The 13,676-nt window shown below is 39.9% G+C and carries 12 protein-coding genes and 1 riboswitch; of the genes, 3 read left to right on the top strand and 9 right to left on the bottom strand.

Annotated elements, in window-relative coordinates; translation table 11 throughout:
• Positions 1-130: 130 nt before the first annotated feature.
• Both QM830_RS08925 and QM830_RS08920 read left to right on the top strand, forming a co-directional pair.
• A complete protein-coding gene (locus QM830_RS08925) occupies positions 131-1,381 on the top strand; it encodes a carbohydrate-binding domain-containing protein (protein WP_414326677.1) in 1,251 nt (416 codons plus the stop codon).
• Between the two features lie 92 nt (positions 1,382-1,473).
• Entirely contained in the window at positions 1,474-2,154 is a 681-nt protein-coding gene (locus QM830_RS08920; RefSeq protein ID WP_414326557.1) for a DUF4947 domain-containing protein, read from the top strand.
• A gap of 88 nt (positions 2,155-2,242) precedes the next feature.
• Here the strand turns inward: QM830_RS08920 and QM830_RS08915 are convergent, their stop codons facing one another.
• A complete protein-coding gene (locus QM830_RS08915) occupies positions 2,243-5,038 on the bottom strand; it encodes a YhgE/Pip family protein (protein WP_414326556.1) in 2,796 nt (931 codons plus the stop codon).
• Between the two features lie 133 nt (positions 5,039-5,171).
• Between QM830_RS08915 and QM830_RS08910 the strand changes: the two genes are divergently transcribed.
• Positions 5,172-5,705: a TetR/AcrR family transcriptional regulator gene (locus QM830_RS08910; protein WP_414326555.1), complete on the top strand. Its 534-nt coding sequence runs from the start codon at positions 5,172-5,174 to the stop codon at positions 5,703-5,705.
• 208 nt (positions 5,706-5,913) lie between these two features.
• Here the strand turns inward: QM830_RS08910 and rpsD are convergent, their stop codons facing one another.
• The 8 genes from rpsD to QM830_RS08870 all read right to left on the bottom strand — a co-directional run bounded on the left by rpsD (position 5,914) and on the right by QM830_RS08870 (position 13,562).
• The gene (gene rpsD, locus QM830_RS08905; protein ID WP_003002210.1) at positions 5,914-6,525 is read right to left on the bottom strand and encodes a 30S ribosomal protein S4; all 612 of its coding nucleotides are present in this window, start codon (positions 6,523-6,525) and stop codon (positions 5,914-5,916) included.
• A gap of 205 nt (positions 6,526-6,730) precedes the next feature.
• Positions 6,731-7,462, bottom strand: coding sequence for an ABC transporter ATP-binding protein (locus tag QM830_RS08900; RefSeq protein WP_009731903.1), 732 nt, complete (start codon positions 7,460-7,462; stop codon positions 6,731-6,733).
• Positions 7,455-8,450, bottom strand: a complete 996-nt coding sequence (locus tag QM830_RS08895; protein ID WP_009731904.1) for an ABC transporter substrate-binding protein — start codon at positions 8,448-8,450, stop codon at positions 7,455-7,457. Before QM830_RS08895 ends, QM830_RS08900 begins: the two co-directional genes overlap by 8 nt.
• 56 nt (positions 8,451-8,506) lie before the next feature.
• Positions 8,507-9,265 (bottom strand): ABC transporter permease, encoded by a 759-nt coding sequence (locus QM830_RS08890; RefSeq protein ID WP_009731905.1) that lies wholly within the window; start codon positions 9,263-9,265, stop codon positions 8,507-8,509.
• Between the two features lie 74 nt (positions 9,266-9,339).
• A riboswitch (TPP riboswitch) is annotated at positions 9,340-9,441 on the bottom strand.
• Between the two features lie 34 nt (positions 9,442-9,475).
• Positions 9,476-9,748 carry a Veg family protein gene (locus QM830_RS08885; protein ID WP_003009183.1) on the bottom strand — a complete coding sequence of 91 codons (273 nt, stop codon included), beginning with the start codon at positions 9,746-9,748 and terminating at the stop codon, positions 9,476-9,478.
• Position 9,749: 1 nt separating this feature from the next.
• Positions 9,750-11,108 carry a replicative DNA helicase gene (gene dnaB, locus QM830_RS08880; protein WP_009731906.1) on the bottom strand — a complete coding sequence of 453 codons (1,359 nt, stop codon included), beginning with the start codon at positions 11,106-11,108 and terminating at the stop codon, positions 9,750-9,752.
• 25 nt (positions 11,109-11,133) lie between these two features.
• A complete protein-coding gene (gene rplI / locus QM830_RS08875) occupies positions 11,134-11,586 on the bottom strand; it encodes a 50S ribosomal protein L9 (protein WP_009731907.1) in 453 nt (150 codons plus the stop codon).
• On the bottom strand, positions 11,583-13,562 hold the full coding sequence (locus QM830_RS08870) for a DHH family phosphoesterase (RefSeq protein WP_037613974.1): 1,980 nt from the start codon (positions 13,560-13,562) through the stop codon (positions 11,583-11,585). The genes rplI and QM830_RS08870 overlap by 4 nt, the downstream gene beginning before the upstream one ends.
• Positions 13,563-13,676 lie beyond the last annotated feature (114 nt).

Here is a 13,676-nt window from a genome sequence, read left to right as displayed (position 1 = left end):
TTTTCTTAAGCTTTCATTAAGCCAAACTTAAAGAAAACTAAAGTTAAGGCTCCTTTCAGAAAAACTTTAGGAAACTTTCAGCTAGCAACTTTAGACTAGGAGCATATCAATGGAACGAGAGGAAAAGCTCATGAAATCAAACAAATGGAAATTCTTATTAACGGGGGCCGCGACCCTCACCTTACTGACAGCTTGTACCCAAGCGTCATCTCAATCAGCTACAACAAGCAATACTGCTCAAACAACTGCAACTTCTACTTCAAAAAATAAAACAAACAATTCCAACTATTTTACAGATAAGGACAAGGACACTTCTTACGATGAAAGTACCGCCTCTACTGTCAAACTGTCTGGATCTTCTGCAAGTGTATCGGGTGACGGCGTAGCTGTTTCTGGATCCACTGTGACCATCTCGAAGGCCGGAACTTATGTCATCTCTGGTGAATCTAATGGGGTTCAAATCAAGGTCGAAGCAGGTGACTCAGATGATGTTCATATCATCTTAAAAGGGGTTACCATGACCAACACCAACGCACCAATCTCTGCTACGAAAGCAGGGCATGTCTACCTGACTCTAGCAGATGGCACGACCAATACCTTGTCTGATTCAAGTTCAAACAATGATGAAGATGCCGATGCGGTCATTTTCTCTAAAGGAGATCTCACCATCAATGGTTCAGGTACGCTCAATATTGATGCCAAGAAGAACAACGGGATCAAGGCCAATGATACCCTCCACATCACAGGTGGAACCTATAAGATCTCAGCTGTAGGGGATGCCTTCAACGTCAATGACGAACTCAATATCACCGGTACGACCATGACCATCGATGCAGATGAAGATGCCGTCAAGGTGGATAACGATGAAGACACTTCTGTTGGAACCATGTATCTGTCTGACAATACCATGACCATTTCAGCTGGGGACGATGGCATCCATGCTTCTGGTGATCTGGTCATCGATAGCGGAACCTACAAGGTAAGCGAGTCAGTCGAAGGTCTCGAAGGAAAATCGATCACCATCAACGGAGGAGATATCACCATCTACTCAACCGATGACGGTGTCAATGCGGCCAATGCCAATGCTAACCAAGATGAAATTTTCTTCACCATGAACGGTGGAACTCTCAACGTTGAAGTTGGCCAAGGGGATACCGATCCAATCGACTCTAACGGCAATGTCACTGTGACTGGAGGAACCATCAATTTGACGGGGCAATCCGGCTTTGACTTTGATGGAACAGCCACCTACACAGGCGGGGATATCTATATCAACGGTGAAAAACAAACGGAAATTGTCAATTCCATGCCTGGAGGCGGTGGGGCTCCCGGCGGTGGCGGACCTCAAGGCGGTGGCGGGCCTCAAGGCGGACATCCATAATAACAAATAAAGGCAGGATTTCTTCCTGACCTTTTTTTATTACTCTTTTTATGATAGAATGGAAAATCAATCCACTTGTCGAAAGGAACATTATGAAAAAACAGACACTACCTCTTTTCTTCACACTCTCGCTGTCTCTCCTTTTTCTCTCAGCCTGTGTGCCGGACCTTAAGATCAATTTTAAAAAAGAGCCTACTACTACCAGCTCAAAAAAGAAAACCACTAAAAAAAGTAGCTCAAATCGATCTAGCAGTTCGAATCCTTCAAATAATTCAAGTAGTTCAAGCCATTCATCTAGCTCTCCTTCAACAAATACAAATACCACTAGTGAACTCATCACCACCGAAGGGCTCCCTAGAAATGCCCAAGAAGCGCCTAATGATAAAATTTATGCAACAGGGAACTTAAAAGTAGCCTACTCTAGAAATGACGACAATATTTTTGTCCAGACACCGGACTATGAAGGGTATACCACTGCACTTGTCAAAAAAATCCTTGGAAATCCTGAGAAACAAGTAACAGACCCTGCTTATATTAACGAATCTTTTCAAAATATTGAACTAGAAAATATTAAAAAGCTCTACCATGAGGGAAAAATAACAGAAGAACAAGCCCATGCCTTTTTAATGGGAGCCGTTGATCTGAAACAAGCTTCTAAATTTGGAATAGACTACACCATTTACACCTATAAAAACAATACTATCCAGTTGGTCTTTGAAAACGACCAACTTCTCTATATTACGCCAAATCCTGATGTTGTCTTCTTTAAATAATGAATATTCTCGCTTAAACAAGCGAGAATTTTTGTTTCACATGAAACAAAAGACTCCCAACACATTCATTGTTGGGAGTTCCTGAAGATTAGTCCTCTTCATATTTTTTTGGATTATAAAACCACATTCCGAGACCTGCAAAAAGAGCAATAGTCATCAGAAGAAAGACGACTTGATTTCCAATTTCTCCTGTCATCGAAATCGTTTGACGAAGACCAGAGACGGTATAGCTCATTGGCAAGAATGGATGAATGGCTTGGAAAAAGCCATTTGTCAAAGCAAGAGGATAAGTTCCTGCACTAGAAGCCAATTGCAAAAGCAAGAGGATCAAAGAGAGGAAAGCACCGACCTTTCTTTGCCATGTTGTTAAAGCGGTCACGATAGACATGAAGGCTACACTACCGATCACACAAAGGAAGAGGGTAGCCATCTCATGATTGGCAGATAAACCAATCAAGTGAACAGCACCATAGACCAAGATTCCTGCAACCACCGCAATGGTTCCATTGACCTCAAAGCGAGATTTAAACCATGCCCAACGACTTTCAGGATGACGACCGGATGGCAATTTTGCAAAGATCATATTGGTTGACAAGGCACAAACAAAGAGTGCTACCGAGATCATATAAGGAGCCATTCCGACACCATTCACAGGAACATTATCATGGTCTGTTTTAGAAGTCGTAACAGGATTGGCTAAGGTTTTTGCGTTTTCTTTTTCAGTTGTAGCCACATTCAATTGTCCCTTAGCATCGTTTAATCCTTGACTCAAGGTTTGGCTTCCTGTTGCTAATTCACCTAAACCGTTTGTCAATGTTTGGCCACCCGTTGCTAATTTGCTGGATCCTTCTGAGATTTGATTTGCTCCGTCAGCTAGTTTATCAGCCCCCGTCACCAATTGTCCTGATTTCTCTGTCAACTGGTTGACACCTGTGACAAGTTTGTTGACACCACCTGCCAACTCTGGAGTTTTGCTGTTCAATTGCCCTACACCATCAGCTAATTTTTCAGCTCCAACAACCAATTCACTAGACTTACCTGTTAATTGTGTTGCTCCTGAAGCCAGTTGATTCATACCTGATGTCAAAGCAGGCATCTTACCATTTAACTCACCTAGTCCAGAAGCTAATTGATTGCTTCCTGCAAGCAATTCCGATGATTTACTATCTAGTTGGCCAACACCTGCTGCTAACTGACTAGCACCATCTGTTAAAGTGCTACTATTGGTCTGAAGTTGGCTTGCCCCACTAGCGATTTTATCAACACCAGCTGTATAAGCGCCGATCCCTTGACTGATGGTTTGGCTAGCTGGCAACAATTGTCCACTAACTGCGGATTGGATCTTAGACAAGCCACTTGACAAGTCTGTCAAGGTAGAAGAAGCTGTTGGTAAAACTTGATTGGCTGCAGTTTGCAACTGTGTTAAGCTATTTCCTGTATTGAAACTACCTTGGATCGTTTGGATCGTTGTCAAGATCCCTTGAGCTGCTGTTTCACTCGAGCTTGGGCTCGATGAGATCGCTGCACTGATTTCCGCTTGTTGATCAGCTGTCATTGCTTGATAAGCTGCTGTCCCTTGCACACTTCCAAGGGCATTTGCACGATCCGCTTGGGCTGAAGCAAGGATCGCTTGAGCTGAATTCGCAATACTCGTCAAGCCAGATGAAAGTTGGCTGGTATCTACTGAAGCATTTTGAATCGCTGCATTTAATTGGTTTAAACCAGTTGCCAATTGCTCAATCTGTCCAGATTGACTTGTAGAAGCTTGTAGCTGGCTTGATAAGGTTTGAATACCTGATTCTAATTGTGAAATCCCATTTCGAAGGGTAGCAGATTGACTACTTAATTGACCAGCTCCCTCTGATAAAGTAGCGACTCCATTTGTATAGGTCACTAAACCATTTGAAAAGTTAGATAGACCCGAATTCAATTGACGCACGCCATTGGTATAATTCCCAAGACCGTCATTAAGTGTCCCCATACCACTGGTTAACTGACCAACTCCTGAGGCCAACTGAGGGGTTTGACTCGCCATTTGATTGAGACCATTTCCTAATCGATCCACTCCGGTAGCGTAAGCCATCAATCCTGTATTAAAAGTACCAAACCCATTATTTAATTGATTGACTCCAGATACCAAGTTTGGAAGTTGACCAGCCATTTGATTAAGACCATTTCCTAATTGACCAACACCATCTGTATAGGCCGTTAGACCTGTACGAAGGGTGGTTGCACCATTTGAAAATGCTAAGCTTGAACGAGCCAATGTATTCAAATTAGTAGACAGTGTTTGACTACCATATTCCAATTTACTTGCGCCATCTGCTAATTGAGCACTTCCATCTGCCGCTGTCCCCATACCCGTTTTAAGCGATCCCATTTTGGAAAATAAAGCTGTTGTATAAGTATTAGTCACTTTTTCAGCCACTGACTGCTTCATTTTAGTCATCGCAGTGTCGCTCATTTTTCCTGCGATAAAACTATGACCACTGGACGTTTGGTAATCAATGGTCATCTGTTCCGGATGATTGGTTAAAATGGAGCTAGCTTTTTTTGAAAGATCCTCAGGTAGGGTTACAATCATATAATAATCGCCATTTTTTAGACCATCTTTCGCAGCTTTCTCATCTACAAAATGAAAATCCAGTGAGTCATTGTCCTTTAAATTGGACACCATGTCTTTTCCTATTTCCATTTTTTGTCCATTATATGTAGCAGATTGATCCTTGTTAACAACTGCTACAGGAAGATCTGAAACCCGACCATATGGATCCCACATGGAAGATAGAAAAATAATATTATAAAGAGCTGGAATTAACGCAACTCCAATCATGACAATGATAAATGTCGGCTTTTTAAGAATAGCCTTCCATTCTTTCATCATATTTTTTGTCTCCTTTTTATACACAATGTCTAAATTTCTGATATAATAGATTATACAGTTTCTAGAAAATTTCACAAGTAGGAATTTTATTTTTTAGACACTGTGTATAAATTTGTGCAAAAAGGATTAACAGATGACTGAGAGCAATAAACGATTAAAAACAAAACGAAATATTGAGGAAGCGATGGTTCGACTACTCGAAAAGGAATCATTTGACCAAATCACAACGGTTGAGTTAGCACAAGAATCCGGCATTAGTCGCTCTAGCTTTTATACCCACTATCGAGACAAGTACGATATGATCGAGCGCTACCAACAAGCACTCTTTCACAAACTTGAATACATCTTTGACAAACAACAAGACGACAAGCGCCAAGCGATTACAGAGGTGTTTGAATTTCTAACCAAGGAGCCCCTCTTTGCGGTTCTTTTGACAGAGAATGGAACCAAGGAGATTCAAACCTTCTTACGACATAAATTGCAGATTCTTCTGGTTGATAGCTTGCAAGAGCGCTATAGTCATAAATTATTAACAGATATTGAAAGAGTCTACAGTTCTGTTTATCTGGCCAATGCCTTCTTCGGAGTGTGTCAGATGTGGGTTTCTCGCGGAAAAAAAGAAAGCCCTCAACAAATGACTGAGTTTTTAATGAAAATGTTACGATAACTGTGCCTCCTGATCTAGATAGATCAGGAGTTTTTTTATTAGCAGGTTTAGGTTTTAAGAAAACAAAAAACTGTCTCATTTAATGAAACAATGAAACAGCTTTAGAAAACTTGTAAGTGAGCAAAAAGGGAGCAAACCCAGAATTCAACCCTTTAAGACAAAACAAAAAGCCCACTGTTGTAGGCTTTCTGTAAGGTATATCTTAAAATTAAAGCATCTTGTTATAGAATTCAACGACAAGTGCTTCGTTGATTTCTGGGTTGATTTCATCGCGTTCTGGCAAGCGAGTCAATGAACCTTCTAATTTGTCAGCATCGAATGATACGAATGCTGGGCGTCCAACTGTAGCTTCAACAGCTTCAAGGATAGCCGGAACTTTAGCTGATTTTTCGCGAACTGAGATCACTTGACCTGGAGTTACACGGTATGAAGGGATATCAACGCGTTTTCCATCAACAAGGATGTGACCGTGGTTAACGAATTGACGAGCTTGACGACGAGTAGTCGCAAGTCCAAGACGGTAAACAACGTTGTCCAAACGACGTTCCAAAAGAAGCATAAAGTTGAAACCGACAGTTCCTTCTTTAACTTTAGTAGCTTGTACGAACAAGTTACGGAATTGTTTTTCACCAAGTCCGTAAGAGAAACGAAGTTTTTGTTTTTCAGCTAATTGCAAACCGTATTCTGACAATTTTGAACGGTTATTTGGTCCGTGTTGTCCTGGTACGTAGTTACGACGTGCCAATTCTTTACCTGTACCTGTAAGTGACAAGCCAAGACGGCGAGATTGTTTCCAAGATGGTCCTGTATAACGTGACATGTGAAATGTCCTCCTATAAAAATAATTTTTGTAGGAAATAACGTTTTAGACAAACCTGATTCGTTCAGAAAGCCTTCGCCCAAACAGCAAAGGTTACTTTTCTAGCTGACTTCCTGTTGACGAGCTTCATTTTGTCCTGCTGTCATTTCGCACAAATTCTATTTTATCACGGAATAGAGACTTTGTAAAGTACTTCAAAACAATTTCAATGAAATTCAGACAATAATTCTATGATTCGTTTTTTATATTGCAATTGTTGCCAGTCTCTATCCGTTGCTGGATCCCATTTTAAAGGAAGATCTGCAACAATTTCTCCAGGATTATGATTCAAGATATAGACCCGGTCACTCAATGTCAAAGCTTCTTCGATACTATGAGTGATCAAAAGAGTGGTGAGACCAAGACGTTCCTTGCTTTCCAGATACCATTGATAAAGATCCTGCCTTGTCAATTCATCTAAAGCACTAAAAGCTTCATCTAGTAGAAAGACAGAATGGCCCAGAAGATAGGTTCTCAATAGCGCCACCCGTTGCCGCATCCCCCCACTCAGCGCATTGGGATAAAGGTTGGCGATACTTCTTAGCTTAAATTCCTCTAACAATTTTAGAGCTGTAGATGTCGCCTCTTCCTTAGGAATTTTTTTTAATTGAAGGGGAAGAATAATATTTCCCAATACTGTCTTATGTTCTAACAAAAGATCCTTTTGTAACATATAGCTGACTTTCCCAAAAGAGATCGGGGCATCATCTACTTCTATAGATCCCGTTTGCAAGGGAAGGATCCCAGCAATTAAATTGAACAAGGTTGATTTGCCAACCCCACTGGGACCTAAAATAGATACGATTTCTCCTTTTTGCACTTCTAGTGATACATTATTTAAAACTGCTTTATCTCCAAATGTGAAACTTACATCTTTTACTGTTAAAATATCAGTCACCTACCAATTCATTTGTGAAACCTTTGTCTCTTAAGTCATTTGAAACCAATCCTTGCTCTTTTGCCCAAGCATAAAAAGCATTCCAACGTTTAGGATCAAACTGCCCCCACTTGTCCTTGTCTGAAGCATATTGACTAGAAAGATATTTTTGGGAAGCCAGGACAAAATCACGCTGATTTGCCAAGGCAGGGGCCTGTTTGATCAAGATATCCGCAGCTTCTTCTGGATGCTCTATAGCATATTGGTAGCCCTTTTTCACCGCTTGAATGAATTTTTTTGCTTCCTCTTTATGAGACTTCAAATAGTCATTGTTAGCAATAATAACAGGCGAATAGTAGTCAAATGCAGGAACAAAATCTTTCATATAGAAGAAATTCGTCTTCATTCCCTTTTGCTCAGCCAAAATTCCATCCCAACCATGATAAATCCAAGCAGCATCAAAGAGCTTATTTTCAATCGGAGTAATGGAATTTGAATCACTATTTGGAACCAATTTTACTTGATTAAAATCAGCCCCTTCTTTTTTCATCATCGATTTGATCATTTCCAACTCAATTGGATCATTCCAGGTGCCATACCGCTTACCAACCAAATCTTTTGGACTTGTGATCGCTGCATCTTTTCTTGAAATAATCCCTGACGTATTGTGTTCGACGATAGCTGCAACAGCGGTAATACCCGCACCTTTATCCAATTTCTTGGCCATAGAATCTTGGAAATAAATACCAAATGGAGCTTTCCCATTGATAATCAAATCAGAACTACTGTCTTCCGGGGGAAGTTTTATATCTACATCCAGTCCTGCATCTTTAAAGTAGCCTTTTTCCTTTGCTACATAGAGACCTGTATGATTGGTATTCGGGGTCCAATCTAGAATAAAATCAATCTTCGTTTCATTACTTGACGATTTTTTGACAGAATTTTGACAAGCAACCAAAAAAACAACTCCACAAATAATTGATAAAGCCAAAGCTAACTGCTTCTTCATAAGAAATACCTCTTTTACATTATTGTCAATTTATTTTTACACTATTTACAAGTTTGTCAACCCTTTTTCCACTTCAAAATGCGTTTTTCTAATTGGTCAACGAGAAACATACCGAGTAAACTAATAGCAGAAATTAATACAATGATCGCAAACATTGTATCATACTGAAACAACTTCTTCGATTGGATCATATAAACTCCCAATCCATCAAACCCTCCTAACCATTCTGAAACAACCGTACTGATAAAGGCATAGGAGACACTTACGCGTAAACCTGCAAAAAAATAAGGAAGTGCTGCAGGAATTTTATAGTGGACTAAGGTCTGAAAACGGTTGGCTTGCATAATCTGAAACAATCTCAAGATGTCTTGATCACAATGTCGAAAGCCATCTAAGAAACTAACTACAATGGGAAACACTACCGTAATAATAATCAAGACAAGCTTTGGAAGCATACCATACCCAAACCAAAGGACCAATATGGGGGCTAAGGCAATCGTCGGAATGGTTTGAATAACAACCATAAAGGGATAGACCAAATCATTCACCCATTGAAAACTATCCATGAGAATTGCTAAGCCAGCAGCCAAAAGAACCCCTATAACAAGTCCGATCAAGGCCACTTGAAGGGTAGACAAACTGTGATGCATCAGAAGCACTCGATCTCGCACAAAGGCAGTCCCAATTTCAAGTGGCGTCGGCAATACAAATTTTGGTAAGATGTTTAAAACTCCTGCCAACTGCCATAAAACAAGAAGAGCAGTAAATCCTGCAATCCCTATTAACTGCTTTGAATATCTATTTACAAGAGACATCGTAACCTCCTTTCTCACAAATAAAAAACGCCTCCAAAATAGGAGACGGATTGCACAAGGTCACTTAAAACGAAAAATAAATTTCATTTGTTTCCTACGCTGGCATTACCCAGATCAGGTGCGGTCGAAGCTTACACTTCCTCTCAGACTGTACACAGACTCCCATATGTATTTATTATAATAACTGATTTAGACGATAAAAGCAAGAAATTAATCCAAATAACGAATTAAATTCTTCTCTGTTAAAATATCTGAATAGGTGTAAGACTCCACGTATGTATTGGCCGGTTCACCTGGTAAGCTATTGTCGTTCGTATACTCGATAATAAATAAAGAAGGATAGACCTCAATCAAGCGTCCGAATTTATTTTTTTGACGTTTCCGTCCATTTTCAAGTGTCATTTCAACCACTTGTCCTTCATGAGCCTTGATCTCTTCTTTAATTTTTTTCATTTTTGCAACATCTGTAAATGCATCACTCATCTTATTGATCCTCTCTCTTTGAAATGCTTGAAAATTTATTGTATTCCTTTTGGAAAATTAATTCTACTGTTCCACGCGCACCTGAACGGTTTTTCTCTATAATCACTTCAACCGTATTATTGGGAATACCATCTTCTTCCTCTTCACCAGCCCGATCATAATAATCATCTCGATACAAGAAGGCAACAATATCCGCATCCTGCTCAATGGATCCAGATTCACGAATATCAGAAAGAACAGGACGTTTATCTTGGCGCTGTTCCACACCACGTGACAGCTGACTCAAAGCAATAACAGGTACTTTTAGTTCCTTGGCCAAAATCTTTAACTGACGGGAAATTTCTGAAACTTCCTGTTGACGGTTTTCTCTTCCAGTCCCTGTAATCAGCTGCAGGTAGTCAATCAGAATAAGACCGAGATTGCCTGTTTCCTGCGCTAATTTTCTTGCTCTCGAACGAATCTCAGTGATCCGAATTCCTGGCGTATCATCGATGTAAATACTCGCATTGGCCAAATTTCCTTGAGCAATGGCATACTTTCGCCACTCTTCATCCGTCAATTGACCTGTACGAATCGAATGGGATTCAATCAAGCCTTCAGCTGCTAACATCCGGTCGACCAAACTTTCAGCACCCATTTCTAATGAGAAAATAGCCACTGTCTTATCCAACTTGGTTCCGATATTTTGTGCAATATTTAGAGCAAAGGCTGTTTTCCCTACTGCAGGACGAGCTGCTAAAATGATCAACTCTTCCTCATGTAGCCCCGTCGTCATATGGTCCAAATCGCGATAGCCTGTCGCAATACCCGTGATATCAGAGGTTTGAAGCGAGCGGGCTTCCAAGCTACCAAAGTTACTATTCAAGATGTCTCGGATATTTTTAAATCCACTACGATTTGCGTTTTCACTAACATCAATCAGAGCTTTTTCAGCACCCGCAATGATTTCATCTGAAGGACTTGCGCCATCATAAGCTTGATTAATACTTTCCGTTAATCGAGAGATCAAACGACGTAGGACAGCTTTTTCGGCTACAATCTTCGCGTAATACTCCGCGTTAGCTGAAGTTGGTACCGAATTAATGACTTCTACCAAATAGGAGAGACCACCAATATTTTGGAGATCTCCTTGACCATCTAAAATATTTCGAACAGTCGTCGCATCAATCGCATCCCCACGGTCAGCTAGATCAATCATGGCTTTAAAAATCAAACGGTGCGAATATTTAAAGAAATCGCCAGGTTCGATATATTCACGAACAAAGACCAATTTTCCCTCATCAATAAAGATGGCTCCCAACACTGATTGTTCAGCTTGGATATCTTGAGGTTGTGTTCGTAATTCCTCTATCTCAGCCATAAAAAAACCTTTCTATCGATCGTGTTTACCCTTCGTTTACACGAATATTAATCACACTTGTAACATCTTGATAAATTTTTACAGGGACATCAATCAAACCTGTTGCACGAATTGGGGAGGCAACTTGGATATGACGTTTATCAATTTTAATGCCAAATTGTTTCTCAAGTTCTTCTGCAATCTTTTTATTAGTAATAGAGCCGAAAGTACGGCCATCTGGCCCAATTTTTTCAGTGAATTGAACAACAGTTGCTTCTTCTTCCAATTTCGCTTTAATCTTTTGCGCTTCTGCTAACAACTCAGCATGCGCTTTTTCTTCTGACTTTTGCTTTCCACGAAGTTCACCGATTGCTTGGGCATTGGCTTCTTTCGCAAGATTTTTCTTGATCAAAAAGTTTTGTGCATAACCAGTAGGCACTTCTTTAATTTCGCCTTTTTTACCTTTACCTTTTACATCCGCTAAGAAAATAACTTTCATTCTACATTCTCCTTTTCAATAGTTACTTCGTTTTCAATCGTCTCAATCAGTTGTTGACGAATACTCATCAAATCTTGACCCTCAATTTGAGAGGCTGCCGAATTGAAATGACCTCCTCCGCCAAGTTGTTCCATGATACGCTGTACATTGACTTTGCTTCGACTTCGTGCAGAAATCGAGACAGTCCCACTTTGATTACAAGCAATGACAAAGGTTGCTTCTACCTCAGACATGGCTAGCATACTATCAGCAGCCTTACTAATGGTTACTGAATCATAGGCTTTAGTCGTGTTGGCACAAGCCACTATGATATGTGGCAAAATCTTTTCACCTGTTAAGATCAATTCGTTTACTTCACGGTACTCATCAAACTGGATAGCAGAGATCTCTTGAATAGCTACACTATCACTACCTCTGGAACGAAGGTAACTAGCCACATCAAAGGTCCGACTTGTAACACGTGTGGAGAAGTTCTTAGTATCCAGCATGATTCCAGCCATTAAGACACTAGCTTGAATCTTCGTCAATCGATTTTTCTTCGACTTCTGGAACTGAATAAGTTCACTTACCAATTCGCTCGCACTACTTGCTCCACTTTCAATATAGGTGATCAGAACATTTTCAGGGAAATCATCATCTCGACGATGATGATCAATGACAATAATCTGTTGAAATTGTTGATAAAAATCTTTAGAGAGAGTCAAGGCTGTCTTAGAATGGTCAACCATAACCAACAAGGAGCGATCCGTTACCATTTGCATGGCTTCCTCTAAGGTAAGGATTTTCGTAACTTGTTCATCTTCTAATTTCTCAATCGCTCGTGAAATATCGCTGGCCATCGCATGTGGGTCATAAACAACATAGGATGAGGCCAAAATATTACTAGAGAAAAATTGCATTCCCACAGAGGCACCCAATGCGTCCATATCTAAATTTCTATGCCCAACAATGAAGACTTGGTCAACAGATTTGATCTTATCCGAAATGGCTGTCATCATAGCGCGTGTCCTAGTTCGAGTGCGTTTTACAGCCGAGGCCGTTCCCCCACCAAAGAAAATAGGATTTTTCTGTTCATTATTTTCCTTGACAACTGCTTGATCCCCACCACGAACTTCCGCAAGGTTCAGGTTCAATAGAGCCACTTTACCAATACCATCATGCTCTCCATCACCATATGAGAATCCCATACTTAAGGTAATAGGTAGTTCACGATTTTTGGCATCTTCACGAAATTGATCAATAACAGAAAATTTCGATTCCATCAATTGCTCCAAGACCGTGTAATCCGTAAACAAATAGAAACGATCCATCCCCACACGTCTGTAAAACATATGGTAGTGAGCTGTAAACTCTTCCACAAAATTGGCAATAAAACTATTGATATTGCTAATATCCGAATCAGAAATGACATCTTCTAGATCATCGTAATTATCAACAGAGATAATACCAATCACTGGCCGAGTCGTCACTAATCCGACAGTTGCTTCATACTCACTTGAAACATCAAAAAAGTATACAACACTTGATGTCTGATCAAAGTAAACCGAATATTTCTTATCGGCTACAGTGACATAATGGCCTTTATCTTCAAACAAGGTGTTGAGTAGTTTTTTCAATAATTCAACGTTAAAATCACCATCATCTGTTGAAAAAATCAATTCTGCATAGGGATTAAACCACTCGACTTCCTGAGTTTCTTTATTAATCTTAATAACACCTACAGGCATTTTATCAAGTAGAGATGCTAATCCACTTTCTGCCTGATGGTTAACATACTGTATTTGTTCGAGTTCATCTAACTCTGAAATCTGTAATTGGTATTCAAATAAAGCAATCAAAGCAGCTAAGACTAGAAAAATTGCAATAAGAGTTACATAGCCTTTGCCAAAGATTCTTAAAAAAATTGCTAAAATTGCAAATGAAATAAAACCAATTAACACATAATGGATGAACGATAAACGAAATTTTTTCATCATAAACCTCTTCACGGAATTATACCATAAATGGAGGTAAAAAGCGAGGTTTCTCTTTATTATTAAAGAGAAGATAGACAGGCAAAAAGCTTTTTCACAGTCCACTTATCTGTAAAC

This window comes from Streptococcus sp. OMI750 (assembly GCF_047463895.1).
Classification (GTDB): Bacteria; Bacillota; Bacilli; order Lactobacillales; family Streptococcaceae; genus Streptococcus.
The sequence above is the reverse complement of the archived record's forward strand: the minus strand, read 5'-3'. Positions and strand labels throughout refer to the sequence as shown.